The organism is Cellulosimicrobium sp. ES-005 (assembly GCF_040448685.1).
GTDB classification, from domain to species: Bacteria; Actinomycetota; Actinomycetes; order Actinomycetales; family Cellulomonadaceae; genus Cellulosimicrobium; species Cellulosimicrobium cellulans_G.
This window is the reverse complement of record NZ_CP159290.1, coordinates 1,848,460-1,874,577: the sequence shown is the minus strand read 5'-3', so window position 1 is coordinate 1,874,577 and position 26,118 is coordinate 1,848,460. Positions and strand designations below refer to the sequence as shown.

Genomic DNA, 26,118 nt, shown 5'->3' with positions numbered 1-26,118 from the left:
GCCGCTGCCCGCACCGACGGCGATCCCGCGCGACCGGGCAGGTCCACGCCGGGCGCGGGAGAATGCGGACGTGACGAAGCCCACCGACCCGCGCGTCGACGCCGCGCGAGGCCCCCTGCTCCCCGACGCCACCGTCCTGGCGGCGTGGACCGTGGACCCGGGTGCGGCCGAGGTACGCGAGCTCGACCCCGGCACGCTCGGGGACGCGCGCGCCGGGGACGACCCGGCCCGCGACCACGAGGGCGGCGACCATGACGCGGGCGAAGGCCGGACCCCGCGTGGCCCGGCGACGTGGGCGCGGGTCGCCGACCTCGACGCCGTGCTCGACGCCGCGGCCCGTGTCTCCACGAGCCCGGGACCGACGCACCACGAGCTGTCCCGGCACGCGCACCACCCGCTGGCGCACGTGCGCCGCCTCGCGCCCGACTGGCTCCTGCTCGTCACGCCGACGGCGTGGTTCACCGAGGCGGACCGCCAGGTGCGCACCGGCCAGTTCGCCGCGCTGCTCGGACCGGGCACCGTCGTCACCGCCGAGGAAGGGGACGCCGGCGTGCACGCGACCATGCTCGACAAGCTCGCCGCCCCGGGGGACCCGCGGGGCACGCCCGTCCAGCGGATCGTGTCGGCCGCCGTCCTGGCGATCGTGGGCGGGGCGTCGCAGGTCGAGCTCGGCCTGGGGGACGCGGTCGCGGACACGGAGCGGGTCGTGTTCGACCAGCAGCGCGAGGACCCGGTCGAGCGCATCTACGACCTCAAGCGCGAGATCACCGAGGCGCGGCGCGCGCTCATGCCCGTCTCGGCGGAGCTGCCCGAGCTGCTCGACCCCGACGTCCCGGACCACCTCGCGGTGAACCGGCGCATGCTCGAGCGCGTGGTGACGACCGTCGAGCGGATCGACCGCCACCTCGACGCGCACGACGACCTGCTCTCGGACATGCTGCAGGTCCACATGTCCCAGGTGTCGGTGCGCCAGAACGAGGACATGCGCAAGATCTCGGCCTGGGCCGCGATCCTCGTCTACCCGACCATCGTCGCGGGGGTCTACGGCATGAACTTCCGGAACATGCCCGAGCTGCACTGGGCGTTCGGCTACCCGTTCGCGCTCGCGCTCATGGCGGTCGGCTGCCTCGTGCTCTACCGCGTGTTCAAGCGGGTCGGCTGGCTCTGACCGCGGGTCACGGGGTGGACGTGGCGGTCCCGCCGGGCTCGAGCACGCCGGTGAGCAGGAGCAGCACGACGAGCGCGGCGAGCACCAGGCGGTAGACCACGAACGGCGTGTAGCTGAAGGTCGAGACGATCTTGAGGAACGCGATGATGACGAAGTAGCCGACGACGAACGCGACGAGCGTGGCGATGAGGGTCGCGCCCGCGCCGGGCGCGCCGGGGGCCGGCTCGTCCGCGGACTTGACGAGCTGGTAGAACCCCGAGCCCATGACCGCGGGGATCGCGAGCAGGAACGAGTAGCGCGCCGCGGCCTCGCGCGTGAAGCCCATGAGGAGGCCCGCCGTGATCGTGCCGCCGGACCGGGAGACGCCCGGGACGAGCGCGAGCGCCTGCGCGAAGCCGAACGCGACGGCCTGGCCGGGCGAGAGCTCGCGCAGCGTGCGCCGCTTGGCGCCGATCCGGTCCGCCCAGCCGAGCAGGAGCGCGAAGACGGCGAGCATGAGCGCGGTGAGGTAGAGGTTGCGGAACGTGTTCTCGATCGCGTCCTGGAAGAGCAGGCCGAGCACGACGATCGGGACGGAGCCGAGGGCGATGTACCAGGCCATCGCGGCGTCGTGGTCGTGCCGACCGAGGCGCGACCTCCAGTCCGTACCGTGGTCGCCGCGCACCGAGCGCCACCACGCCGCGCAGATCCGCGCGATGTCGCGACGGAAGTACAGGAGGACCGCCGTCTCGGTCCCGATCTGGGTGATCGCCGTGAAGGCGGCCCCCGGGTCCTGCGAGCCGATGAGCTCGCCCACGATGCGCAGGTGCGCGCTCGAGGAGATCGGGAGGAACTCGGTCAGGCCCTGGACGAGGCCGAGGAGGACGGCTTCCCACGCGTTCACGAGCGGCCACGATACCCGCTCGGGCAGGCCCTCCCGGCACCTCGTCGGCGGGTCGGCGCCCCCGGATGAACGCCGGGCGACGGGCGCGTGAACACCGTCCCGCGGACCCGGCCCGCAGGCTTGGAGGGACGGGTGAACCTCGCCGCTCCCGGGGTCCGTCGCGCGCCCCGACGGTCGCGCGGCGGGGTCCGCCGGTACCCTCGGCTCCCATGGAACACCGCCACCTCGGCAGCACCGGCCTGCGCGTGTCCGAGCTCGGCCTCGGCACCATGACGTGGGCCCGGGACACGGACGAGCTCGACGCCGCCGAGCAGCTGCGCGACTTCGTCGACGCGGGCGGGACCCTCGTCGACACCGCCGCCTCGTACGCCGACGGGGACGCCGAGTCCCTGCTCGGGTCGATCCTGGGGACGAAGGTCGACCGGCGCGACGTGCTCCTGTGCACCAAGGCGGGCGTGCGCCGCACGGCGCAGGGACCGGTCGTCGACGCGTCCCGCGGGGCGCTCCTCGACTCGCTGGACGACTCGCTGTCGCGCCTGGGCACCGACCACGTCGACCTGTTCCTCGTGCACGCGCCCGACCCGCGCACGCCGTTCACCGAGACGCTCTCCGCGCTGCGCCACGCCGTGACGTCCGGCCGGGCACGGTACGTCGGGCTGTCCAACCACCCCGCGTGGGCGACGGCGCGCGCCGCGACGCTGCTCGGCGGTGCCGACGACGTGGGCCTCGCCGCGGTCGAGCTCGAGTACTCGCTGCTCCAGCGCGGCGCGGAACGGGAGGTCGTGCCGGCCGCCGAGGCGCTCGGGCTCGGCCTGCTCGCCTGGTCGCCGCTGGGCCGGGGCGTGCTCACGGGCAAGTACCGCCGCTCGCTCCCCGCGGACTCGCGCGGCGCGTCCCCGCACCTGTCCGGGTTCGTCGAGCCCTACCTGGACCAGTCCTCCTCGGGGATCGTCGAGGCCGTCGTCACCGCGGCCGACGGTCTCGGCCGCGCCCCGCTCGACGTCGCGCTGTCGTGGCTCCTGGGCCGCCCCACGGTGGCGAGCGCGATCGTCGGCGCCCGGACTCCGGCCCAGCTGCGCACGTCGCTCGCCGCGACCGACCTCGAGCTCCCCGACGCCGTCCGCGCGGCGCTCGACGACGTGAGCGACCTGGAGGTCGGCTACCCCGAGCGGTGGTGACGACGGCGCCTCAGCGCGCGCCGTCGGTCTCCAGCTCGCCGGTCAGGACGTCGTCGTCGAGGGTGTCGTCGAGGTCGTCGAGCGCGTCCTCGTCCTCCTCGTCGTCGTCCTCGTCCTCGTCCTCGTCGTCCTCCTCCGCGAGGTAGAACGGCGTCGCCTCCCCGTGGACCTGGCCGAGGGCCTCGTCGTAGACCTCGAAGGCGTCCGCGAGCACGTAGTAGGCGTCGTCGACGGCGGGGTCGTCCTCCCCGCGGCGTGCGGCGACGGCGTTGTAGTGGGCCTCGAGCGCGGCGATGAACCGGTCGAGCGCGGCACGCGGGTCAGCGGTCATACCCTGACGGTAGCGCCGAGAGGGGCACAATGGCACTCGTTAGTCGAGCGGGTTCTCCCGCCCGGCCGACGACCGAGTCAGGCGAGAGAGGACGGTGGCACGTGGAGGAGAGGCCGACGTCACGTCGGCGGTCCGGATGGGCCGCGCACGGCGGGCAGTACGAGTACCGCGTCCTGACGATCGACCGCTCCACGAGCCGGTCGGACGCGAGCAGGCTGCTCACCGACGAGGCCGAGTACGGGCGCTGGGAGCTCGCCCGGACGCGGCTCTACGTCGGGGGCGAGCGCCGCGTGTGGCTGCGCCGCAAGATCATCCGGGTCAGCTCGACCCTGTGAGCCCTGCCCCGTGAGCGGTCCCGGCCGCGGGGACGGCTCCGCGGGCTCCCCGCCGGACGTCTTCACGAAGTCGCGCGCGGACGCGCCCGCGGGCTTCTTCGACTGCGAGGCCGCGGGGCTCGCGTGGCTCCGCGTCCCGGGCGGGCCGCGCGTCGCGACGGTGCGCGGGGTCGGCCCGACCCGGCTCGACCTCGAACGCGTCCTGCCCGCCGCACCGACGCCCGAGGCGGCGCACGCGTTCGGCCGGGCGCTCGCCGTCGTGCACGACGCGGGAGCGCAGGCGTGGGGCGCGCCGCCGCCCGGCTGGTCGGGCGACGCGTTCTTCGGTCCGCTCGACGACCCGCTGCCGATGCCGACGGGCTCGTGGCCCGACTGGCCGACCTTCTACGCCGAGGCGCGGCTGCTCCCGGTCGCGCGCCAGGGCCGCGACCGCGGGGCGCTCGACGCCGACGACGCGCGCCTCCTCGAACGCCTGGGAGCACGCCTCGCGGACCTCGCGCGCCCCGCGCTCGACGACTCCCCCGCGCGCGTGCACGGCGACCTGTGGTCGGGCAACGTGCTGTGGTCCCCGCTCGACCCCGGTCCGGACGGACGACCGGGCGACGTCGAGGCGGTGCTCGTCGACCCCGCGGCGCACGGCGGGCACCGCGAGGCCGACCTGGCGATGCTCGCGCTGTTCGGCGCCCCCTTCCTCGAGGAGATCCTCGCCGGATACGACGCCGCGCACCCGCTCGCGCGCGGGTGGCGCCACCGGGTCGCGCTGCACCAGGTGTACCCGGTCGCGGTGCACGCGGTGCTGTTCGGCGGCGGCTACCGCGCGCAGCTCCGCTCGTCGGTCCGGGCGCTGCTGGGCGACGCCTGAGCGGTCGACCCGGACGGCGTCAGCAGGTGCGCAGCAGGCGGTCGAGCACGCGCACGCCGAAGCGCAGCGAGTCGACCGGGACCCGCTCGTCGACCCCGTGGAACATGCCGGAGAAGTCGAGGTCGGCCGGGAGGCGCAGCGGCGCGAAGCCGTAGCCCGTGATGCCGAGGCGCGCGAGCGACTTGTTGTCCGTGCCGCCCGAGAGCGTGTACGGCAGCACGGTCGCCTCGGGGTCCTCCGCGAGCAGCGAGTCGACCATCGCGTCGACCAGGTCGCCCTCGAACGGCACCTCGAGCGCGATGTCCCGGTGGATCTCCTCGACCCGCACGTGCTCGCCCGCGAGCGCCCGCAGCGTCGCGAACCCCTCCTCCTCGTGCCCGGGCAGCAGGCGCGCGTCGATCGCCGCCTCCGCCCGGCCCGGGATGACGTTCGCCTTGTACCCGGCGGAGAGCTGCGTCGGGTTGGACGTGTGGCGCACCGTCGCGCCGACGAACCGCGACGCGGGGCCGAGCGCGGCGACGAGCGCCGCGACCGACGACGGGTCCTCCGGGTCGTACCGGAGCCCGGTGAGGTCCGCGACGCCGCGCAGCAGCCTGTCGACGGTCGGGGTGAGCGTGTTGGGCCAGTGGTGGGCCCCGATGCGCGCGACCGCCTCCGCGAGCCGCGTCACCGCGTTGTCCTCGTTCACCTGCGACCCGTGACCCGCGCGGCCCTCCGCGACGAGGCGCAGCCACGCGATGCCCTTCTCCGCCGTCTGGAGCAGGTACGCGCGCCGGCCCCCGACCTCGACCGAGAACCCGCCGACCTCGCTGATCGCCTCGGTCGCACCCTCGAACAGCTCGGGCCGGTGGTCGACGGCGTAGCGCGCCCCGTACACGCCGCCCGCCTCCTCGTCGGCGAAGAACGCCACGACGACGTCGCGCGCGGGCTTGCGCCCCTCGCGCGCCATCTGCCGCACGACCGCGAGGATCATCGCGTCCATGTCCTTCATGTCGACCGCGCCGCGGCCCCACAGCAGGCCGTCGATCTCCTCGCCCGCGAACGGGTCGACCGACCAGTCCGCGGCCTGCGCCGGCACGACGTCGAGGTGCCCGTGGAGCACGAGCGCCGGGCGGGTCGGGTCCGCGCCCTCCAGACGCACGACGACGCTCGCCCGGCCGGGCTCCGACTCGAACAGCTCGGGCTCGAGCCCGACCTCGTGCAGCAGCCCCATGACGTACTCCGCCGCGCGACGCTCCCCCGGACCGGTCCCGTCGCCGAAGTTCGACGTGTCGATCCGCAGCAGCTCCCGGCAGATCCGCACCACCTCGTCCTCCCCCCGCGGCACCGTGCCGGAGGGGACGTCGACGGTCGCCGGGGTGCCGGCGCTGGCCTGGGATTCCGGGTACGGAGCGGTCATGGCCACACGCTACCCGTCGCGATCGCCCCGCCCGCCTGTCCCCGCCGCCCCTCCCACATCCCGGACGCTCCCCCACCATGCCAGCCGCCGCGTCGAGCAGGTCGTCCGGGCGCGTCCGGGTCGCGTGACGCGCCCCCATCGCCTGCTCGACCCGGCAGGATGGGCTGGTCGGGTCCTCGGGGTCAGTGGGTGGTGCCGTGGGGGTCCGGGGCGAGGTGGCGGGGGCCGGTGCCGTCGCCCGGGAGCGTGTCCGCGTGGTCGGGGTGGGTGGCGCCGTCGGGCACGTCGATGCGGGACGGCGCCCGCTCCCCCGGCGCGACGACGACGAGCTGGCCCATCATGCCCTGGTCCTCGTGCGTGAGCAGGTGGCAGTGGAACATGTACGGGGTGCTCGGGTCGGTCGCGCCCTCGGCCGCCTCGAACCGGACGAGCAGGCGCGTGACGCGGCCGGGCTGGACGTAGACGGTGTCCTGCCAGCCGTCGAGGTCGGGCGCGGGCGGCTGCCCGCCGACGTCGAGGACGCGGAACTGGACGTCGTGGACGTGGAAGTTGTGCGGGGTGTCGTCGAGCCCGGTGACCTCCCAGACCTCGGTCTCCCCGACGGTCACGACCTCGTCGACGCGGGAGATGTCCATCGACCGCCCGTTGATGGACCGGCCGGAGAGCTGGAACGTCCGCGTCCGGACGGCGTCGGCCTCGTCGAGCACGTCCGCCGGGTCGGTGCCGAGGGTGTCGGGGACGGCGGGGCTCGGCGCGAGCGTGGGAGCAGCGCGCAGCTCCAGGAGGTCGAACGTGTCGTCGCCGCCGGAGAAGCGCTCGAACAGCGGGTTGACGCCGAGCTCGGGCGGGAAGCTGCGCAGGACGGCGCGCTGCCCCGGGGCCATGGTCACGACGACCTCCGCCCGGTCGCCCGGGGAGAGGCGCACGCGCTCGACCGTGCGCGGGGCGGGGAGCAGCCCGCCGTCGGTCCCGACGAGCTGGACCGTCCCGCCGTCGGCGAGGCCGACGTCGTAGACCCGCGAGTCGGAGCCGTTGAGCAGGCGCAGGCGGACGCGCTCGGTCGTGACGTCGAGGTACGGCCCGGGCGTGCCGTTGACGAGCACCGTGTCGCCCAGCGTGCCGACCGGTGAGAGGAACGAGGCGGCGTCGTCGAGCCGCCCGTCGGGGTGGAAGCTCTTGTCCTGGAGGATGACCGGGACGTCGTCGACGCCGTACTCGTGCGGCAGGCCGGCGGCGGGGCCGTCGGCGGCGGCCGGGTCGTCGAGGAGGAACATCCCCGCGAGCCCCCGGTACACCTGGCTCGCGGTCCGCCCGTGCAGGTGCGGGTGGTACCAGAGCGTCGCGGCGGGCTGGTCGATCGTCCACGTGGGCGACCACGTCTCGCCGGGCTCGACCATCTGGTGCGGGCCGCCGTCCATCGCGGGCGGGAGGTGCATGCCGTGCCAGTGGAGCGTCGTCGTCTCGTCGAGCGCGTTCGTCACGTCGACGCGCACGCGCTCGCCGCGCGCGGCCCGCAGGGTGGGGCCGAGGTAGTCGCCGTTCAGGCCGATCGTCGGGGTCGGGGCGGACGCGCCGAGGTCCGCGACGCCCGCGCGCGCCTCGAGCTCGAAGACGCGTACGCCGTCCTCGACCCGGGACTCCGCGAGAGGCGGGACGGCGAGCGGCCGCGTGAACTCCACGGCACCCGCCGTGCTCGTCGCGGCACGCGCCCAGGCGACGCCCACGACCGCGACGACCGCCCCGACGAACAGGACGACGACGAGCCCGAGCACCACGAGGACGCGGGCGAGCGGGCCGCGCCGCCGTCGCGGACGACCTCCGGGTGGTCCGGCGGGCGCACCGGGCGCCGGCGGGACGGCAGGCGGCGGGGTGGTGTACGTGGTCGTCATCAGGTCTTCTCCAGGGTGGACGACGGCGGTCGGCGGGTGCGGGTCGACGGCGGCCCGGCCGTGCGGGCGACGCCGTCGACGCTAGGGACCGGGCGGTGCCGGGCGCGTCCGCTCGGAAGCGTACGCGGGCCCGGAACCGACCCCGAGCGCACGGGGGCGCGGCTCGGGGTGGTGCCGGGTCGGGCGGTGCGGGTCGGGTGTGCGGGTCGGGTGTGCGGGTCAGGGGTTGCGGGTCGGGCGGGATCGGCAGCCGGCCTCAGCGGCGTCGGGCCGCGAGGAGACCGAGCGCCACGGCCCCCGCGAGCGCGCCCCAGACCGCGTTGGTGAGCAGCATCGGGACGATCGCGACGGGGTGGGCGACGGGTCCCTGCAGCTCCCCGGTGAGGATCGGCGACAGCACCGCGCTGAGCACCAGCGCGAGCACGCCGTAGGCGAGCCCGACGGCCACGCCGGTCGCGAGCGGGTGCGCGGGGCGGGCGACGACGATCGCGACGATCCACACGACCGTGAGCACGAGGGTCGTGAGCAGGGGTGCGGCGGGTCGGCCGATCGCGTCGTCGAGGCCGGTGACGCTCAGGAGCGGTCGGACGAGCGCGAGCGCACCGAGCCCGAGGACGAGGGGCCAGCTCAGCGAGCGGACGGTCTCGCCGAGCGTGGGGCGGGCCGCAGGAGCCGGCGCCCTCGACCCTCCGGGAGTGACGGCGGGGCCGGGTGGGACCGGGCCGTCAGGTGGGACGGACGAGGCGGGCGGGGTCGGGCGGTCCGGTGCGGGGCCGGGGATCGGGTTCATGCCGTCGACGCTAGAGATCGGCATCGCCTCGCCGCGTCCGCCCCGGCGCGCGGCACGATGCGTCGTCCCGCGCCCCGCGCCTACGCGTCTCGACGTAGTCGACCCTGACGCGGACCCGCCCCGCGACGGACGCGCGTCGGGGTGCGTCTTCCTAGACTCGATGGTTGTGACGTCCCCCGACCTCCCGCACGAGCGGCCCGCCGGGTCGCCGCCCGCGACCCGGGCGGCGCGCCCGTCGCCGCCGCCGTGGCTCATCGACGCCCTGCTGGGGTTCGCGGTGTTCGACGTCGTCGCGTTCGCCATCGCGGCCGACGTCGGCGGCACGCGCGCCGACCCGTGGGTCGCGTACCCGCTCGCCCTCGTGCTGGGCCTGCTCGTCCTCGGCCGGCGCCGCTTCCCCGTGGGGGTGCTCGTCGCGACGGCGCTCGTGATCTGCGCCTACTACACGCTCGACCTGCCCGCGATCGGCCTCGCCCTGCCCGTCTCGGTCGCGCTGTACTCGGCGGCGGTCGCGGGCCGGCTCGGGTGGGCCGTGGGGGTCGCGGCGGCGCTCGTGGTCGCCTCGACGTACTTCCGGCTCGCCGAGGGCGACGACGTCCGGTACGTCGTCGGGTACGAGCTCGCGACCACGGTCGCGCTGATGGCCGCCGCGATCGCGCTCGGTCACGGCGCGTTCGCCCGCCGGCAGCGCGACGAGCAGCGGCGGCACGCGGACGCGCTGCTGGAGCAGACCCACGAGCTCGAGGCGGCCGACCGGCTCGCGCGCGACCGGGAGGCCGTCGCGCGCGACCTGCACGACGTCGTCGGGCACCACCTCGCCGTCGTGTCCCTGCATGCGGGCGTCGCGCGCGAGGCGCTCGACGACGTGGGACGCGCCGACGGCGCCGGGCGGGAGGACGCGCTCGCGGCGGCGCGCGCCGAGCTCGACCTCGTGCGCACGTCGGCGACGGCCGCGCTGGCGGACCTGCGCGCGACCGTGCGCTCGCTGCGGGGTCCGTCCGGGCCGGCGGGCGTCGCGGAGCAGGCCCGCCTCGACCGGCTCGGCGACCTCGCCCGCACGGCGCGGGCGGCAGGCCTCGAGGTCACGCTGGACGTCGACCTGCCCGCGGGCACGCCGGACGGCAGCGCGGCGGGTGCGGCGGTGTTCCGCGTCGTGCAGGAGGGACTGACCAACGTCCTGCGGCACGCCGGGGCGCGCGCCGCCGTCGTGCGCGTGACGCTCGAGCCCGCGACCGGGACGCCCGGCGACGTGCTCGCGGTCGAGGTGCGCGACGACGGTCGCGGCGCACCGGGCGGCACGTCGGACCGGGAGGGGTTCGGCCTGCGCGGGCTGCGCGAGCGGGTCGCCGTGCTGGGCGGCACCGTCACGACCGACGCGCCCGACGGCGGCGGCTTCCGCCTGCGCGCCAGGGTCCCGGTCGGCGCGGCCGGCCCCGCACCGGCGCCGGCCGGGGCACCGGGGAACGAGGCCGCGGGCGGAGGCCCCGCGTGATCCGCGTCGTGCTGGTCGACGACCAGCCCCTCGTGCGAACGGGCATCCGCGCGCTGCTCGAGCGTGCGGACGACGTCGAGGTCGTCGGCGAGGCCGCCGACGGTCGCGAGGGCGTGGCGCTCGTGCGCCGGTCGCGGCCCGACGTCGTGCTCATGGACCTGCAGATGCCCGTCCTCGACGGGGTCGAGGCGACGCGGCAGATCGTCGAGGGCGCCACCGGCACCGACACGCCGGTCGCGCGCGCCGTGTCGACCGGCCACCGCCCGGACGGTCCCCGCGTCGTCGTGCTCACGACGTTCGACGACGACGCGAACCTCTTCGCGTCGCTGCGGGCCGGGGCGTCGGGCTTCCTGCTCAAGGACGCGAGCCCGGACGAGCTGCGTGCCGCCGTGCGCACCGCAGCCGCGGGCGACGCGCTGCTCTCCCCCGCGGTGACGGCGCGCGTCGTCGCGCAGGCGGTCGACGCCGGGCGGCGGGACGACGCGCTCGCCGCCGCGGTCGCCGACCGGCTCACGGACCGCGAGCGCGAGGTGCTCGCGCACGTCGGGCGCGGCCTGACCAACGACGAGATCGGGTCGGCGCTGTTCATGAGCCCGGCGACGGCGCGCACGCACGTGGGCCGCGTCCTCGCCAAGCTGGGCGTGCGGGACCGGGCCGGCCTCGTCGTCGTCGCGTACGAGACCGGCCTGGTCCGCCCGGGCACCCCGCCGAGGTAGAGGCGTGGTCATGACCACGCCTCTACCTCGCGGTACCGGGCTCTACCTCGCGGTACCGGGCTCTACCTCGCGGTACCGGGCTCTACCTCGCGGTACCGGGGCTCTACCTCGGCGGGGGCGGGTCGTCGGGTCAGGCGTCGAGGCCGCGGCGCGCGAGGAGCGGCGCGATGTCGGCGTCGCGGCCGCGGAGCTCCCGGAACGACTGCAGCGGGTCCTGCGAGCCGCCGCGCGCGAGCAGCACGCGGCGGAAGCGCTCGCCGTTCTCGCGCGACAGGCCGCCGTTCTCGCGGTACCACTCGACCGTGTCCGCGTCGAGCACCTCGGACCAGATGTAGGAGTAGTACCCGGCCGCGTACCCGCCGCCGAACACGTGGTTGTAGTACGTGGTCCGGTAGCGCGGCGGGACGGGCGCGAACGCCACGCCGGCCGCCTCCAGCGCCGCGGCCTCGAACGGCACGACGTCGGCCTCGGACGACGGGACGCCGTCCGGCCCGACCTGGTGCCACGCCTGGTCGAGCAGCGCCGCCGCGAGGTACTCGGTCGTCCCGAAGCCCTCGTTGAACTGGCGCGAGGCCAGCATGGTGTCGACCCACTCGGCGGGCATCGGCTCGCCCGTCACGTGGTGCACCGCGTAGGAGCGCAGGATCGACGGCTCCCACGCCCACATCTCGTTGACCTGCGACGGGTACTCGACGAAGTCCCGCGGCACCTCCGTGCCGGACTGCGACGGGTAGCGCACGTCGGAGAACAGCCCGTGCAGCGCGTGCCCGAACTCGTGGAAGAGCGTGATGACCTCGTCCCACACGAGCAGCGTGGGCTGTCCGGCCGGCGGCTTGACGATGTTGAGGTTGTTGACGACGACCGGCTTCTGGCCGAGCAGGTGGTTCTGGTCGACGAGGTTGTTCATCCAGGCACCGCCGCGCTTGGACTCGCGCGTGTACCAGTCGGCGAGGAACAGGCCGAGCCCCTGACCCGGCTCCCCCGGCGTCTCGCTGTCGAAGACCTCGAAGACGCGCACGTCCGGGTGGTAGCCGACGAGGTCGTGCCGCTCGGCGAAGGAGACGCCGAACAGGCGGTTCGCGGCCAGGAACACGCCGTCGTGCACGACGCGCTCGAGCTCGAGGTACGGGCGCAGCAGCGCGTCGTCGAGCGCGTAGCGGTCCTTGCGCACGCGCTCGGCGTAGAACGACCAGTCGGAGGCGCGCAGCGTCGCGCCCGGCTCGTCGGCCCGCAGCGCCGTCTCGAGGTCGGCCGCCTCGCGGCGCGCGTTCGCGACGGCGGCGGGAGCGAGCCGGTCGAGCATCGCGTTCACGGCCTCGGTCGTCTTCGCGGTCGCGTCCTCGGCGACGTACGCGGCGTGGTGCTCGTACCCGAGGAGGCGCGCACGCTCGGCGCGCAGGCGCACGGTCTCCAGCACGATCTCGCGCGTGTCGTGGTCGTCACCCGTCCCACCGCGCGACTCCGACGCCTGCTGGACGCGCTCGCGGACGTCGCGGCGCGCGAGCGACGCGAGGACGCCCTGCTGGGTGGGGAGCTGCATCTCCAGCAGCCACGCCCCCTCGTGCCCGCGCGAGGCGGCGGCGGCAGCCGCGCCCGCGACCGCGTCCTCGGCGAGGCCGTCGAGCTCGGCGCGGTCCGTGACGAGCACGCTCGCCGCGTTGGCCCCCGCGAGCAGCTTGCGGCCGAACGCGGCCTCGAGCGTGGTGAGGCGGCCGTTGAGCTCGCGCAGGCGCGCCTGCTGCTCCGCGTCGAGCTCGACGCCGGAGCGGCGGAACCGGACGAGCAGCGTGTGCAGCAGCCACGCGGCGTCGGGGTCGAGGATCTGCTCGCCGGCGTCGACGGCGTCCTGCAGGGCGCGGGCACGCGCGTAGAGGCGCGCGTCCATGTAGATCGCGTCGTGGTGCGCGGCGAGCTCGGGCGCGAACTCCTCCTCGATCTGCTCCAGTCCCGGCGTCGCGTCGGCGGAGAGCTGGTTGTAGAACGCGTTGAGCACGCGCGCGAGGTCGCGGCCCGACCGCTCGAGCGCCGCGAGCACGGTGGCCTCGGTCGGGGGTGCGTCGTCGGTCGCGACCGCCTCGATCGCGGCGCGCTGGGCCGCGGTCGCGGCGCGCAGCGCGGGGAGGTAGTGCTCCTCGCGGATCGCGTCGTAGTCGGGCAGCTCGTACGGCAGCGCGGAGGGCGCGGCGAACGGGTTGGCGGGATCGAGGTCGATCAGGGCGGAGGCGACTGCGGGCGCGGAGGTGGGCGCGGGCGCGTCGGTGCGCGTCGTGGGCTCGGAGGTCATGGTGCCCATCTTGACCCCGCGGGCGGGCACGACGGAAACGCATTCGCGGACGCCCCTTGGCGACCGCCGGCGAGTGCGTCAGGCGGCGCGGCCCGACGACGGCGCGTCCGCGGGCCACGGCTCGTTCGGCGCGCGCGGGTCGTCGGGCAGGAGCGTGCCGAGCCACGCGTCGCGGCGCTCGCCGCGCTGGAGCGCGAACCCGCGCACCGTGCCCTCGACCCGGAAGCCGAGACGCCAGGCAGTGCGCCGCGACGGCCAGTTGCCGACGTACGCCTGCCAGAAGAGCCGCGCGAGCCCCCCGCCCTCCGGGTCGAAGGCCCAGTCGACGACGAGCCGGCACGCCGCGGTCATGAGGCCGCGGCCCCGGGCCTCGGGAGCGGTCCAGTAGCCGATCTCGGCCGACCGTCGCCCCTCGGGCGCGTCGTCGAGGCTCAGCCCGACCATCCCGAGAAGGGCACCGACGCCGTCGGGGCCGGGGATGCCCGCAGGGCCGGCGCTGTCGCGCACGCCCCAGGTGAGGACGTCGCCGCGCTCCCAGCCCGGTCCCACGTACTCCGACACGAACTGCACCGCGTCCTCGCGCGCGTACGGGGACGGGACGACCGTCCACGCAGCGGTCTCCGCGTCCTGGCACGCGGCCGTGATCGCGTCGACGTCGTCGAGGGTCGGGGTGGACAGGTGGACGCGGCCGTCGTCGAGGGCGAAGGGGTGCACCCGCACGAGCCTGGCACGTCCCCCGCACGTCGTCACCCGGATTCCCGAGCGTGGCCACCCCGCGGGGCCACCGACCCGGCGTCCCCGTCCCGCGGGTGCGTCACGGGCGCAGGGCGTCCTCCGCGGGCGTCCACGGCAGGCCGTGCGCGGCGGCGACCGCCTCGTTGAGGAGCGCGCCGCGGTGGGTGGACGCCCCCGACCGCAGGAGCGGGACGTCCCGCACCGCGTCGACCCCGCCGTCCGCGAGCGCCGCGAGGTACGGGAGCGTCGCGCTGGTCAGCGCGAGCGTGCTCGTCACGGGGACCGCGCCGGGCATGTTCGCGACGCAGTAGAACGTCGTGCCGTGCACCGCGAACGTCGGGTCGTCGTGCGTGGTGGGCCGCGACCCCTCGAAGCAGCCGCCCTGGTCGACGGCGACGTCGACGAGCACGGCGCCGGGGCGCATGCGTGCGACGAGGTCGTCGGTGACGAGGCGCGGGGCCCGCGCCCCCGCGACGAGCACGGCCCCGACGACGAGGTCGGCCTCCAGCACCTCCCGCTCGATCGCGTACGCGCTCGACACGACCGTGCGCACGTGGCCGGAGAACTCCTGGTCGACGGCGCGCAGGACGGGCAGCGACAGGTCGACCACGCTCACCTCCGCGCGCATGCCCACCGCGACCTCGGCCGCGTTGCGGCCCGCGGTCCCGCCCCCGAGCACGACGACCCGCCCGGGCCGCGTGCCGGGCACGCCGCCGAGCAGGACGCCGCGACCTCCCGCGGGTCGTTGCAGGAGCCAGGCGCCGACCTGGGTCGCCATGCGCCCGGCCACCTCGCTCATGGGGGCCAGCAGCGGGAGCGTCCCGTCGGGGGCCTGCGCCGTCTCGTACGCGACGGACGTCGTGCCCGCGTCGAGCAGGGCACGCGTGCAGGCCGCGTCCGCGGCGAGGTGCAGGTAGGCGAAGAGCAGGAGGTCGTCGCGCAGCAGCGGGTACTCGCTCGCGACAGGTTCCTTGACCTTGCACACGAGCTCGGCCTCGCCCCAGACCTCCTCGGCGCTCGGCACGATCCGCGCACCGGCGTCGGCGAACTCCGCGTCGGGCAGGTGGGAGCCGACCCCGGCCCCGGACTGGACGAGCACGTCGTGCCCGGCCCGCACGAGGTGGTGCGCGCCGGCGGGGGTGAGCGCGACGCGGTCCTCGTGGTTCTTGACCTCGGTGGGTATGCCGATCCTCATGGTCCAGTGTGGTCGCACCGTCCCGCTCCGCGCAGGGTGGCAGGATCTTGTCGGAGAGTGACCTTCCTGCCGCTCGTTCCGGGACCGGCCCGCTGCCAGGGTGGGCGCGTGGACACGACGACTCCCCTCGCGACGCCGCGCGTCGCACCCCGCCCCGCGCCGACGGCGAGCGAGCACGCGCCGGCGGGCACCCTGGGGCTCGCGCGCGGCAGCGCCCTGTACGTGGCGAGCGTGCTCGGCACGGGAGTGCTCGCCCTGCCCGGGCTCGCCACGCGGGTCGCCGGCCCCGCCTCCGTGCTCGCCGTCGCCCTGGTGCTCGTGGCGAGCGTCCCCCTCGCGGGAACCTTCGCGGCGCTGGCGGCGCGGCACCCGGACCGGGGCGGCGTCGCGAGCGCGGTGCGCGTCGCGCTCGGCCCGACGGCGGCCCGCGCCACGGGCTACTGGTTCTACCTGGGCGTGTGCGTGGGCGTGCCCGTCGTGGCGGTGCTGGGGGCGGAGTACGTGGTCGCGGTGGTGGGCGCCGATCGCGGGGCAGTCCCGGTCGTGGCCGTCGCGCTCGTCGTCGTGCCGGCGGTCGCCGTGGGGCTCGGCGTCCGTGTGGCGGGCGCCGTCCAGCTCGCGCTCACGTCGCTGCTGCTCGCCGCCGTCGTCGTGGTCGTCGCCGTGGCGGCGCCGGCGGCGAGCGCCGAGCGGTTCACCCCGTTCCTCAGCGAGGGGTGGTCCGGCGTCGGCTCCGCGGTGAGCCTGTTCGTGTGGGCGTTCGCGGGCTGGGAGGTCGGCACGCACGTCTCGGCGGACTTCCGCGACCCGCGCCGCACCGTCCCCGCCGCGACCGGGATCGCGCTGGTCGTCGTCGGCGTCGCCTACCTCGCCCTGCAGGTCACCACGGTCGGCGTCCTCGGCGCCGAGGCCGGCTCCGGCACCGTCGCCCTGCTCGACCTCGCGCGCACGGGCGCACCCGCCGCGGGGCCCGTGGTCGTCGGCGTCGTCGCGGCGATCGTCACCTCGGGCGTGCTCACCGCCTATCTCGCGGCGTTCGCCAACCTCGGCCAGGCGCTCGCGCGCGACGGCGACCTGCCGCGCCCGCTCGCCGCTCTCTCCGGTCGCGCCGGGGTACCCCGGCGGGCGCTCGCGGTCACGCTCGTGCTGAGCGCGGCGTACCTCGCCGTGCTCGTCGCCACCGGCCTCGACCTCGAGCCGTTCGTGCGCGTCCACACGAGCTGCATGGTGGCGGTCTACGCGCTCGGCATGGTCGCCGCCCTGCGCCTGCTCCCCCGCGGCACGGTCGGCTGGTGGCTCGCGGCCGTCGCGACCGTCCTCACCGGCGTGCTGCTCGTCCTCGCCGGGGCGTCGCTCGTGGCCCCCGCGCTCCTCGCCCTGGCCGCCGTCGCGGTCGCGCTGGCCCGCCGCCGTCGCCCGCCGCGCTGAGCGGCCCGCCGGCCGGAGAGGTTCGCCCTCCTGGCCCGTTCCCCGCAGCGGCGGCGTCCGCTACGGTCGACGGCATGCCCACGTGGACGGACCCGGGCCCCGTCGAGTTCGACGCCGTCGTGATCGCCGCCGGGACGCGCACGGGAGCGTTCGTCGCTCTCCCGTACGACGCCGTCGACCTCTTCGGCACGCGCGGTCGCGTCCCCGTGGTCGCGAAGGTCGACGACGTGCGGTACCACGCCTCCCTCGTCGCCTACGGCGGTCCGCACCTCCTCGCCGTCCTGCGCTCCGTGCGCGCCGCGACCGGCAAGGGCGTCGGGGACACCGTGCACGTCGCGGTCCGGCTCGCCGCGGAGGTCTCGGCCGTCCCGCGGTGAGGCGCCGGCCGCCCGCGCCCCGGCGGTCGCGCGTCAGCCGGCCGCGTCGGGCGCCGTGCGGTCCGACGACCCGGGCACGGCGTCGCCGAGCGCGATCTCCTTCGCCGTCGGCAGGTCCTCCTCCATGGGTGGGTCCTTGTGCCGCAGGTGCGAGAACACCGACCACGCGACGGCGACGAGCGGCACGGACACGACCGCGCCGAGGATCCCCGCGAGCAGCGTCCCCGCCGTCACCGCGATCGCCACGACGACCGGGTGCAGCGAGACCTGCTTGCCCATGACGAGCGGCTGCAGGATGTGACCCTCGAACTGCCCGATGAGCGCGATGCCGATCGTCACGACGAGCGCGATGACGATGCCCTTGGCCGCGAGCGCGACGATGGCCGCGATGATCATCGCGAGGGGCGCGCCGATGATGGGGATGAACGCCCCGATGAAGACGAGCACCGCGAGCGGCGCCGCGAGCGGCACGCCCAGGGCTCCCAGGAAGATGCCCGCGAGGATGCCGTCGACGAGAGCGATGATCACGGTGCCCCGGGCGTAGCCGGAGAACGTGTACCAGCCCGCGCCGCCCGCGACCTTCCAGCTGTCGCGCGAGCGGGCCGGGAGCTGGTTGAGGAACCACGTCCACATGTCCTTGCCGCGGGCGAGGAAGAACACCGTGCAGAAGATCGCGAGGGCGATCGCCGCGAACGCCTCGAACACCGAGCCGGCGCTCGCGGCGGCCTGGCTCGCGATGTCGCCGCCGTGCTCCGTGAGCCACTGCCGGCCGTTGTCGATCCACCCGTTGACGTCGTCCGCCGTGATCGTGACCGGCAGCGGGCCGTTCTCGAGGAAGTCGAAGATCTGCTCGATGCCCTGGTCGAACTGCTCCGCGAGGCTCTGCCACTGCCCCGCGACCGAGGTGATGACGTACGTCAGCAGACCGGCGATGAACAGCAGGGCGGAGAGGATCGCGAGCCCCGTGGCCAGACCCCGCGGCATGATCCGCGCGTAGAAGTCCGTGACGGGCCGCAGGACCGACGTGATGACGAGCGCCAGGAAGACGGCCACGAACACGAGCTGCACCTGCGCCGTCGCGAAGAAGATGAGCGCGACGGCCGCGACGATCATGAGCAGGCGCCACGACCAGCCCGCGGTCGTGCGCAGCCACGCGGGCACCGACTCGTCGTACCCGACCACCGACGGGTTGCGTCGCGCCCCGGCCACCTTGCGTGCCGCGCTCGACGCCCCCGCGAGGTGCTTCACCGACGCCGCCGCGCGGTCCGAGCCGGAGCCGGGCCTCGGGGTCGGCGCTGCTGCCACCGGCCGCTGCTCGTCCGTCACACGTGCCTCCGCCCGGTCGTGGCCACCATCCGCCCAGTCTGCCCCAGGTCGTCCCCCCACGCCGGGTACCGCGGTCGGCCCGTCGTCCCACGTCGGCCCGGCACCGACCGGCGACCGCGATGTGAGGACCACGCCCGAACCGTGCTATGTTTTTCCCCGCACCGGAACGGCGGAAACGCCGGGAAGGTCCACTCGTCCGGGTGGCGGAATGGCAGACGCGCTAGCTTGAGGTGCTAGTGCCCTTTATCGGGCGTGGGGGTTCAAGTCCCCCTCCGGACACCGCGTGGCACACCTCGTGCCACGGAGGCCGGGTCAGGAGATTCTTCCTGACCCGGCCTTCTGCGTATCCCGCCGCCTCGGTCCGGCAGGCCTCGCCTCAGCCGCCCGTGTCGGTCCAGGACGCGACGTCGACGCCGCGGTCGTCGGGCGACGCGAGCGACCACCACGTCGAGGCGCGTCAGTCGTCGGACAACGCGAGCGCTCGTCGAACTGGCAGAACACTCCCCCTCGACGCCGCCGGGGCTGACTCCGGCGCGCCCGGCCCGCGGAATCTCCTCGTCGCGAGTCGCCGTCCGCGCGCCACGAGATGCGGGGTCGGACGTCCCGCTTTACGGTGACGTGTCCTTTCTGATGCTTTTGAGGCGGTATGCAATGCTCGACGTCCATCACTTCACCTACGGTGCCGTGACCCCGCTCATCTCCTACGTGGCCGCGGTCTCCGGGTCTGCCTGCGGCCTGTCCGCGGTCTCCCGCTCCCGTGTCGACGCGCCGTGGCCCGTGCGCTCGGCGTGGCTGTGGCTGGGGGCCGCGGCCATCGGGGGCACGGGCATCTGGGTGATGCACTTCGTGGCGATGCTCGGGTTCACGGTCACCGGCATGCCGATCCACTACGACGTGCCGCTCACGATCGTCTCCGCGCTGGTCGCCGTGGTGGTCGTGTCGGTCGGCCTGCACCTGGTCATGATGTTCGGCTACCGGCCCCTGCTGCTGGCCGTGGGAGGCGCCGTGGCCGGGCTCGGCGTCGCCGGGATGCACTACCTGGGCATGGCGGCGATGCGCATGCACGGGACGATGCACTACAGCGCGGTCTCCGTCGTCCTGGCGGTGCTCGTCGCGGTCGCCGCCGCGACGGCGGCGCTCTGGCTCTGCGTGCACGCGCGGGGCGGGCTGTCCATGACCGTGTCGGCCCTCGTCATGGGGGTCGCTGTCGCGGGGATGCACTACACCGGCATGTGGGGCGTCTCGGTGACGGGTCAGCCGGGCGCACCGGACGGCGGCGTCCCGATGCTGGACCTGCTCGGTGCCCTCCTCGTCGGGGGCGGCGGCTCCGTCCTACTGCTGGTGTTCGTCGTCGTCGGCTCCCGGACGGAGAGCGAGCGGCAGCGGCACGAGGCATTCCGGGACCGCATGGCGCAGGAGACCGTCTCGGTCGGCAAGTAGCGGCACGCGGGTGCGCCGTCTCTCACGGCCGGCGCGCGCGTGCCCGGTCCTCCGTCTCGAGCACCCGGCGCAGGCCCGTGAAGTCACGCAGGAGGATCCGCGCCAGGACCGCGGTCGGGAGCAGCGCCACCAGCCGGAGCGCCGACGCCACGTCGCCGTGGTAGTCGGCGCGCACGCGCGTCCCGCTGCCGTCGGGCGACGTGACGTACTCGACGCGAGAGTTCCAGGGCGCGGTGGAGTGCCACACGACCCGCAGGTCGGGCTCGACGACCTCGAGCACGTCGGTGAACCGCACCCGGAACGGACCGACGCGGTCGACGGCGGCCCAGCGGCTCCCCACCCGCAGCGGCCCGTCGTCGACCGGGCGGCGGGAGACGACCGCGGGCGCGAACTCCGGCCACCGGCCCGGGTCGGCGAGGTACGGGAAGACGCGCGCCGGCGGGTGGTCGAGGTGGACGTCGAGCGTCACGCGTCGCCACACGGTCCGGTCTCCTTCCGCCGCCCGGCGTCAGACCATCGCCGGCACGGGACGGTCCGGGTAGAGCTCGCGCATCGCGTGGTCGTACCGACGCTTCAGGAGCAGGAGGTACAGCACCCGGACGGGCGCGGGCACGTTCGCGCGGAACCACTCCTCCCGCTCGGCCTCGGGGACGCTCGCGAGCAGCAGGCCGAGCTGCAGCGCCACGAGGTCCTTGCCGAGCTCCTTGCGGTGCTTCACGAGGGTGGCGCGCGTGTGCTCCTCCATGGAGTCCCACTCCTGCTGCGACATCACGTCCCCGGCCACGGGGAGGATCTCCACCTCCTCCTGCCCGAGGTGCGCCGACAGGAGGTCCCGCAGCCCCTCGACGTCGGTCGCGAAGGCGTCGCGGAGCCGCGGGTCGGCCGTGGCCACCCACGGCTCGAGCTGCGGCTCGACCCGCGCGAGGCGCACCGCGACCTCGGCGTGCTGCGCCCGCATCTGGCCGACGTGCAGCGCGCACGCGGGCTCGCGCGCCTCGAGGCGGTCCCAGAGCACCCGGTCCTCGGTCTCGTGGTGCAGGTGCAGCGCGAAGAAGTCGAGGTGGGCGTAGCGGCCCACGACGGCCGAGCGCCCGGTGTCCCCGGGCCGGACCTCGCGGACCAGCACGGGGAGCTCGCGGTAGAGCCAGCGGAAGATCCGGTGGACGAGGAACATGCCCGACGTGTCGCACCCGGGGTGCTGCCCCGCGGGCAGCGGCCCGGGGAGAGGGAGCCTGTCGGTCATCTCGTCCTCCGCCCGTCGGACGACGTCGGTGTCGTCGTGGCGCTCTCCGACGCTACGCCCGCCCGCGGCGTGGCCACAATGCCCGGTCCGCAGGTTCACCCGGGCAGCGAGAAGCCCCGCCGTGTGGAGCGGCGGGGCTTCTCGATCCGCTGTCTCATTCGGATCCCGCCGGCGCTCTCACGCCGGAAGCATGCGTCCAGTCTAGGGCGTCGCGACGGCCGCCTCCGACCCCGGCACGACCGCCTCCTCCCCGAGGAGGAGGTCGCGCCCCCGACGATCTCGGCCGACGGCGGGAGCCGGCGTCCCCGCGCCCGTCCGTAGCGTCGACGACGGCGGTGCCCGAGGACCGGGCGCCCGCGACGACGGGAGGACGCATGATCCAGGTGGAGGCGCTCACCAAGCGCTACGGGCCGACGACGGCGGTGGACGGGCTGACGTTCACGGCACGCCCGGGCACCGTGACGGGATTCCTCGGCCCGAACGGGGCGGGGAAGTCGACGACGATGCGGGTCGTGGTCGGGCTGGAGCGGCCCACGTCCGGCACGGCGACCGTCGACGGACGCCGGTACGCCGACCTCCCGGCGCCGCTCCACGCCGTCGGCTGCATGCTCGACGCGCGGTCCGTGCACCCGGGGCGCACGGCGTTCCGGCACCTGCGGGCCCTCGCGCGGACCCACGGGATCGGCCGCGCCCGCGTGGACGAGGTCATCGGGATGACCGGGCTCGAGAGCGTCGCCGGACGGCGCGCCGGGACCTTCTCCCTGGGGATGGGCCAGCGGCTCGGCATCGCGGGAGCGCTGCTCGGCGACCCCGGGACGCTCCTCCTCGACGAGCCCGTCAACGGCCTCGACCCCGACGGCGTCCTGTGGGTGCGGGGGCTCGTCCGCGGCCTCGCGGCCGAGGGACGGACCGTGCTCCTCTCGTCGCACCTCATGCACGAGCTCGCGCTCTGCGCCGAGCGGGTCGTCGTCATCGGCCGGGGCCGGCTCCTCGCGGACGCACCGGTCCAGGAGCTCGCCGCCGACGCGGGATCCCTCGAGGAGGCGTACCTGCGGCTCACCGCGGGGGCGGTCCAGTACCAGGGCCGCGCCTCCGGCGGGTCCGACCGCGCCGCGGCGGGCGGTGCCCGATGACCGCCGCGACCCCCGCCCCGGTGCGCACTCCCCCGGCCCTGGCGCCGGCCACGCCCCCGGGCCCGACGCTCGCGCGCGTCGTCGGCTCCGAGTGGACCAAGCTCACGAGCCTCCGGTCCTCCTGGTGGGCGGCCGCGCTCACGGTCGCGGTCTCGGCCGCGCTGACCCACCTCTCTGCCCAGGCGTCCTCCGTGGACCCCGGGTTCGACCCGCTGGGATCCCTCACGTCGGGCGTGCTGCTCGCCCAGGTGCCCCCGCTCGTCCTGGGCGTGCTCGTCGGGACGGGCGAGCACAGCACGGGCACGTTCCGCACGACGTTCCTCGCCGTCCCGAGGCGCTGGCCCGTGCTCGCCGCGCAGACCGTCGTCACCGCCGCGTTCGCGCTGCTCACGGCCGTGCTCGCGGTCGGCGCCGCCGTGCTCGCCCTGCTCCCCTCGGCCCGGGCACGCGGCATCGCCCTCGATCTCGCGAGCGACGGCACGCCCCGGATGCTCGGCGGGATGGTGCTCCTGCTCGTCGCGACGGCCCTGCTCGGCCTCGCGCTCGGCGCGCTGCTCCGGCGGCCGGTGCCCGCCCTGACGGTCGCGGTCCTCGTCGTCCTCGTCCTGCCCGTCGCGCTCGTGCTCGCGGCCGACCTGGCGGGCGACCCGCTCGCCGCGTCCGCGGGCGTGCCGCCCGCCCAGGCCGCCGTCAACACCGCCGTGACGTTCCTCCCCGCCGGCGCGGGGTCCCTGCTGACCACCGAGGGCGCCGTCGAGGGTGCGCCCGACCTCGGCGCGTGGGGCGGCGGGCTCGTCCTGGCGGCGTGGGTCGCCGTCCCCCTGACCCTGGCCGGTATCCGCCTCCGCGCGCGGGACGTGGTGTGACGTGGCCGCGACGACGCAGACGCCCGCCGCCCCGCCCGCGAGCCGCTCACCGGTGACCCTCCGCCGGGTGCTCGCGGCCGAGTGGGACAAGCTCACGAGCCTGCGCGCGACGGGCTGGCTCGCCCTCGCGACGGTCGCGGCGTCGGCCGCGAGCGCCTGGGCGCTCGGCCTGTTCGCCCGGCCCGACGACGGCGCGTCCGGCGCGCCCGTGGCCGTCGCCGGGTACGTGCTCACCCAGCTCGGGTTCCTCGTGCTGGGCGCGACGACCGGCGCGGGCGAGTTCCGCACCGGCACGGCGCGCGTCACCTTCGTCGCGGTGCCCCGGCGGGTCCCGGTGCTCGTGGCCCAGGCGCTCGTCACGACGACGGTCGCGGCCCTCACGGCCGCGGTCGCGCTCGGCGCGGCGCTCGCGGCGACCGCCGGGCAGCGCGCGGCGACCGGGCTGGTGCTGGACGTCGCGGACCCGGAGACGGCGAGGCTCCTGGTCGGGTTCGTGCTCTACCAGACCGGGGTCGCGCTCGTCGGGCTCGGGCTGGGGGCGCTGCTGCGCCGACCCGACGCCGCGCTCGTCGCCGGGGTCGTCCTGGTCGTCGTGCTCGACCACCTCCTCGCCACGAACCCCGGCCGGGTCGCCGACACGGCACGCTCCCTCCTCCCGGGCGCCGGGGCGCGGCTCCTCCAGGCCGACGAGCGGCTCGCCGCGCTCGACGCGACGACGCTGGGCCCGCACGTCGGCCCGTGGACGGCCGGCCTCGTGCTCGCCGCGTGGGCCGCCGCGCTCCTCGTCGCGGCGGGGTACCGCCTGCGGCGCCATGACGTCACCTGACGTGGACCGGCACGGATGGGAGAGTGGGCCCATGCCCCTGCCGTCCCCCGCCACGTCCGCGCGCGGGACGACCGACGGCGGCGCGCTCACCGAGACCGACGTCCAGCGGCGCGGGCCGCTCGGCCGGCTGGTCGAGGAGCACCCCCGGGCCGCCGACGCCGCGCTCGTCGCCGGCGTCGTGGCGCTCGGGCTCGTCACCGCGGTCCTCGGGCTCGCGACGGTCGAGGGGTCGACCGGGCTCGGCCTCTTCCGGCCCGACGAGCCCGTCGCCCAGATGGTCGTCACGGCGTGGCTCGCCGGGGCCGTCCTCGGGGCGACGCTCCTGCTCGCCCGCCGCGCGCGACCGCTCGTCGTCGCGGCCGCGCTCACGGCGCTGGCCGTCGCCTCGCTCGCGACCGCGGGCGTGCTGGGAGTGCTCGGGGTGTGCCTCGCGTGCGCGGTCCACGCCGTGGCGGCCTCCCGCCCGCCGCGCACCGCGTGGCTGACGTGCGCGGCGGTGCTCGCCGTCGTCACGGTGGCGATCTGGTGGTGGCAGGACATCGGTCTCGCCGAGATCCTGCTCTGGAGCGACCCGGTCGTGTCACCGGACGGCGATCCCGTGCGGGACCTCGCCGAGCCACCCTTCTCCCCCGGCCGCCGGTCCGCGTCCGTCTCGCTCCTGCTCGCGCTCCTGCTCCTCGGCATGGCCACGGGTTCCGGCGCGCGCGCCCGTCGGCTCCACGCCGAGGACCTCACGGAGCGCTACCGGGCCATGGCGCGGGACCGCGACCAGAGCGCCGCGCTCGCCCGCGCGGCCGAGCGCACCCGCATCGCCCGCGAGATGCACGACGTCGTCGCCCACAGCGTCTCGGTGATGGTCGCGCTGTCCGACGGCGCGGGCGCAGCGCTCGACCGTGCACCCGACCGCTCGCGCGAGGCCCTGCGGGAGCTCTCCCGGACGGGGCGCGAGGCGCTGACCGACATGCAGCGCGTCCTCGGTGCGCTCGACCCCGGCGACGAGGAGCCCGTGGCGCCGGACGGGCGGCCCGAGCCGACCGGGACGGACCTCGCGGCCGTCGTCGCACGGTTCCGCGCCGCGGGCGTCCCGGTGACCGCGACCGGCCTCGACGTCCCGCTCCCGGACGACACCTCGCTCCGGCTCGCGGTCGTGCGGGTCGTGCAGGAAGGGCTGACGAACGTCCTGCGGCATGCGCCCGGTGCTCCGACGGCCGAGGTCGAGGTCCGGCGCGGCGCGGACGTCGTCGAGGTCGAGGTCCGCGATTCCGGCGGCACCCGGCCAGGCACGGGCGGCGGGACCGGTCGCGGCATCGTCGGGATGCGCGAGCGCGCGGCCCTGCTCGGCGGCAGCGTCGAGGCCGGCCCGCGACCCGAGGGTGGGTGGGTCGTGCGGGTCGTCCTCCCGTGGTCCGGGCGGGACGCGCCGTGGGACCGGCCGCACGACCGGCCGTACGACGAGGACGACGGAGGGCTCCCGTGACGACCGTGCTGCTCGTGGACGACCAGGCGCTCCTGCGGATGGGCTTCCGGCTCGTGATCGAGTCGGAGCCCGACCTCGAGGTGGTCGGCGAGGCGTCCGACGGCCGGGTGGCGCTCGACCAGGTCGCGGCGCTCGCCCCGGACGTCGTCGTCATGGACGTCCGGATGCCCGGCATGGACGGCATCGAGGCGACGCGACGCGTCGTCGCGGAGCACCCCGCGACGCGCGTGCTCGTGCTGACGACGTTCGACGTCGACGAGTACGCGTTCGCCGCGCTGCGCGCGGGCGCGAGCGGGTTCCTGCTGAAGAACGCCCGCCCGGACGACCTCGTCGAGGCGATCCGTACCGTCGCGGCAGGGAGTTCGGTCGTCGCGCCCCGGGTGCTGCGCCGCATGCTCGACCTCTTCGCCCCGCACCTGCCCGTCGGGGACCGGCCGGCGGACGACGGCGTCGACCCGCGCCTGCGGTCGCTCACGCCCCGCGAGCTCGACGTGCTGCGGTGCGTGGCCGACGGCCTGTCCAACGCCGAGATCGCCGAGCGCCTCGTGCTGTCGTCGACGACGGTCAAGACGCACGTGGGCAACCTCCTCGCCAAGCTCGGGGTCCGGGACCGCGTCCAGGCCGTGATCGTCGCCTACGAGAGCGGCCTGGTCGGCTCCCGCCGCTGAGCGGCACCGCTCTCCGTCGCCGCCGCGTTCACCCCCGACGGGTGAGGCTCCGCCCCGGGTCCGCTGCGACCGTGGTG

The 26,118-nt window shown here is 75.9% G+C and carries 25 protein-coding genes and 1 tRNA gene; 15 read left to right on the top strand and 11 right to left on the bottom strand.

Annotation, left to right across the window (positions count from 1 at the left end; translation table 11 throughout):
• Positions 1–70: 70 nt before the first annotated feature.
• The gene (locus ABRQ22_RS08145) at positions 71–1,168 is read left to right on the top strand and encodes a magnesium and cobalt transport protein CorA (protein WP_353709180.1); all 1,098 of its coding nucleotides are present in this window, start codon (positions 71–73) and stop codon (positions 1,166–1,168) included.
• A 7-nt stretch (positions 1,169–1,175) separates the two neighbouring features.
• Here ABRQ22_RS08145 and ABRQ22_RS08140 read toward each other — a convergent pair whose 3' ends face one another.
• The gene (locus tag ABRQ22_RS08140) at positions 1,176–2,051 is read right to left on the bottom strand and encodes an undecaprenyl-diphosphate phosphatase (RefSeq protein ID WP_353709179.1); all 876 of its coding nucleotides are present in this window, start codon (positions 2,049–2,051) and stop codon (positions 1,176–1,178) included.
• Between the two features lie 209 nt (positions 2,052–2,260).
• On the opposite strand from ABRQ22_RS08140, the gene ABRQ22_RS08135 reads away from it, so the two are divergent.
• Positions 2,261–3,229 carry an aldo/keto reductase gene (locus tag ABRQ22_RS08135; protein WP_253049752.1) on the top strand — a complete coding sequence of 323 codons (969 nt, stop codon included), beginning with the start codon at positions 2,261–2,263 and terminating at the stop codon, positions 3,227–3,229.
• A gap of 10 nt (positions 3,230–3,239) precedes the next feature.
• Here ABRQ22_RS08135 and ABRQ22_RS08130 read toward each other — a convergent pair whose 3' ends face one another.
• Complete coding sequence (locus ABRQ22_RS08130; protein ID WP_253049754.1) at positions 3,240–3,560, bottom strand: primosomal protein; 321 nt, start codon at positions 3,558–3,560, stop codon at positions 3,240–3,242.
• A 101-nt stretch (positions 3,561–3,661) separates the two neighbouring features.
• Between ABRQ22_RS08130 and ABRQ22_RS08125 the strand changes: the two genes are divergently transcribed.
• Positions 3,662–3,895 (top strand): DUF5703 family protein, encoded by a 234-nt coding sequence (locus ABRQ22_RS08125; protein ID WP_009861400.1) that lies wholly within the window; start codon positions 3,662–3,664, stop codon positions 3,893–3,895.
• A 10-nt stretch (positions 3,896–3,905) separates the two neighbouring features.
• Complete coding sequence (locus tag ABRQ22_RS08120) at positions 3,906–4,757, top strand: fructosamine kinase family protein (protein ID WP_353709178.1); 852 nt, start codon at positions 3,906–3,908, stop codon at positions 4,755–4,757.
• A gap of 19 nt (positions 4,758–4,776) precedes the next feature.
• Here ABRQ22_RS08120 and ABRQ22_RS08115 read toward each other — a convergent pair whose 3' ends face one another.
• The 3 genes from ABRQ22_RS08115 to ABRQ22_RS08105 form a co-directional block, all read right to left on the bottom strand.
• A complete protein-coding gene (locus tag ABRQ22_RS08115) occupies positions 4,777–6,156 on the bottom strand; it encodes a M20/M25/M40 family metallo-hydrolase (RefSeq protein WP_353709177.1) in 1,380 nt (459 codons plus the stop codon).
• A 182-nt stretch (positions 6,157–6,338) separates the two neighbouring features.
• Positions 6,339–8,045: a multicopper oxidase domain-containing protein gene (locus ABRQ22_RS08110; protein WP_353709176.1), complete on the bottom strand. Its 1,707-nt coding sequence runs from the start codon at positions 8,043–8,045 to the stop codon at positions 6,339–6,341.
• A gap of 256 nt (positions 8,046–8,301) precedes the next feature.
• The gene (locus ABRQ22_RS08105; RefSeq protein ID WP_353709175.1) at positions 8,302–8,835 is read right to left on the bottom strand and encodes a hypothetical protein; all 534 of its coding nucleotides are present in this window, start codon (positions 8,833–8,835) and stop codon (positions 8,302–8,304) included.
• Positions 8,836–9,001: 166 nt separating this feature from the next.
• Between ABRQ22_RS08105 and ABRQ22_RS08100 the strand changes: the two genes are divergently transcribed.
• On the top strand, positions 9,002–10,327 hold the full coding sequence (locus ABRQ22_RS08100) for a sensor histidine kinase (RefSeq protein ID WP_353709174.1): 1,326 nt from the start codon (positions 9,002–9,004) through the stop codon (positions 10,325–10,327).
• A complete protein-coding gene (locus ABRQ22_RS08095; RefSeq protein WP_353709173.1) occupies positions 10,324–11,043 on the top strand; it encodes a response regulator transcription factor in 720 nt (239 codons plus the stop codon). The genes ABRQ22_RS08100 and ABRQ22_RS08095 overlap by 4 nt, the downstream gene beginning before the upstream one ends.
• 130 nt (positions 11,044–11,173) lie before the next feature.
• On the opposite strand, the gene ABRQ22_RS08090 is transcribed toward ABRQ22_RS08095, so the two are convergent.
• The 3 genes from ABRQ22_RS08090 to ald all read right to left on the bottom strand — a co-directional run bounded on the left by ABRQ22_RS08090 (position 11,174) and on the right by ald (position 15,257).
• Entirely contained in the window at positions 11,174–13,327 is a 2,154-nt protein-coding gene (locus ABRQ22_RS08090) for a M3 family metallopeptidase (protein ID WP_353709172.1), read from the bottom strand.
• A 78-nt stretch (positions 13,328–13,405) separates the two neighbouring features.
• On the bottom strand, positions 13,406–14,041 hold the full coding sequence (locus ABRQ22_RS08085) for a GNAT family protein (RefSeq protein ID WP_353709171.1): 636 nt from the start codon (positions 14,039–14,041) through the stop codon (positions 13,406–13,408).
• A gap of 100 nt (positions 14,042–14,141) precedes the next feature.
• Positions 14,142–15,257 (bottom strand): alanine dehydrogenase, encoded by a 1,116-nt coding sequence (gene ald / locus ABRQ22_RS08080; protein ID WP_353709170.1) that lies wholly within the window; start codon positions 15,255–15,257, stop codon positions 14,142–14,144.
• 108 nt (positions 15,258–15,365) lie between these two features.
• On the opposite strand from ald, the gene ABRQ22_RS08075 reads away from it, so the two are divergent.
• Positions 15,366–16,685: an amino acid permease gene (locus ABRQ22_RS08075; protein ID WP_353709169.1), complete on the top strand. Its 1,320-nt coding sequence runs from the start codon at positions 15,366–15,368 to the stop codon at positions 16,683–16,685.
• Between the two features lie 74 nt (positions 16,686–16,759).
• Positions 16,760–17,062, top strand: a complete 303-nt coding sequence (locus ABRQ22_RS08070) for a DUF1905 domain-containing protein (protein WP_353709168.1) — start codon at positions 16,760–16,762, stop codon at positions 17,060–17,062.
• A 33-nt stretch (positions 17,063–17,095) separates the two neighbouring features.
• Here the strand turns inward: ABRQ22_RS08070 and ABRQ22_RS08065 are convergent, their stop codons facing one another.
• Positions 17,096–18,367, bottom strand: coding sequence for an AI-2E family transporter (locus ABRQ22_RS08065; protein WP_253049778.1), 1,272 nt, complete (start codon positions 18,365–18,367; stop codon positions 17,096–17,098).
• A 215-nt stretch (positions 18,368–18,582) separates the two neighbouring features.
• Between ABRQ22_RS08065 and ABRQ22_RS08060 the strand changes: the two genes are divergently transcribed.
• Together ABRQ22_RS08060 and ABRQ22_RS08055 are read left to right on the top strand one after the other, a co-directional pair.
• A tRNA-Leu gene (locus tag ABRQ22_RS08060) sits at positions 18,583–18,667 on the top strand.
• Positions 18,668–19,039: 372 nt separating this feature from the next.
• Positions 19,040–19,828, top strand: coding sequence for an MHYT domain-containing protein (locus ABRQ22_RS08055; protein ID WP_253049780.1), 789 nt, complete (start codon positions 19,040–19,042; stop codon positions 19,826–19,828).
• Positions 19,829–19,850: 22 nt separating this feature from the next.
• Here the strand turns inward: ABRQ22_RS08055 and ABRQ22_RS08050 are convergent, their stop codons facing one another.
• A complete protein-coding gene (locus tag ABRQ22_RS08050; RefSeq protein ID WP_353709167.1) occupies positions 19,851–20,309 on the bottom strand; it encodes an SRPBCC family protein in 459 nt (152 codons plus the stop codon).
• Between the two features lie 27 nt (positions 20,310–20,336).
• The gene (locus ABRQ22_RS08045) at positions 20,337–21,071 is read right to left on the bottom strand and encodes a hemerythrin domain-containing protein (protein WP_253049784.1); all 735 of its coding nucleotides are present in this window, start codon (positions 21,069–21,071) and stop codon (positions 20,337–20,339) included.
• A gap of 374 nt (positions 21,072–21,445) precedes the next feature.
• Here ABRQ22_RS08045 and ABRQ22_RS08040 point away from each other — a divergent pair, with 374 nt between their 5' ends.
• The 5 genes from ABRQ22_RS08040 to ABRQ22_RS08020 are packed head-to-tail and all read left to right on the top strand — an operon-like array spanning position 21,446 to position 26,041.
• Positions 21,446–22,204 (top strand): ATP-binding cassette domain-containing protein, encoded by a 759-nt coding sequence (locus ABRQ22_RS08040; RefSeq protein WP_353709166.1) that lies wholly within the window; start codon positions 21,446–21,448, stop codon positions 22,202–22,204.
• Positions 22,201–23,070 (top strand): hypothetical protein, encoded by an 870-nt coding sequence (locus ABRQ22_RS08035; protein WP_353709165.1) that lies wholly within the window; start codon positions 22,201–22,203, stop codon positions 23,068–23,070. The genes ABRQ22_RS08040 and ABRQ22_RS08035 overlap by 4 nt, the downstream gene beginning before the upstream one ends.
• Position 23,071: 1 nt before the next feature.
• Entirely contained in the window at positions 23,072–23,896 is an 825-nt protein-coding gene (locus ABRQ22_RS08030) for a hypothetical protein (RefSeq protein ID WP_353709164.1), read from the top strand.
• A gap of 31 nt (positions 23,897–23,927) precedes the next feature.
• On the top strand, positions 23,928–25,373 hold the full coding sequence (locus tag ABRQ22_RS08025) for a histidine kinase (protein ID WP_353709163.1): 1,446 nt from the start codon (positions 23,928–23,930) through the stop codon (positions 25,371–25,373).
• Entirely contained in the window at positions 25,370–26,041 is a 672-nt protein-coding gene (locus ABRQ22_RS08020; protein ID WP_353709162.1) for a response regulator transcription factor, read from the top strand. Before ABRQ22_RS08025 ends, ABRQ22_RS08020 begins: the two co-directional genes overlap by 4 nt.
• Positions 26,042–26,118 lie beyond the last annotated feature (77 nt).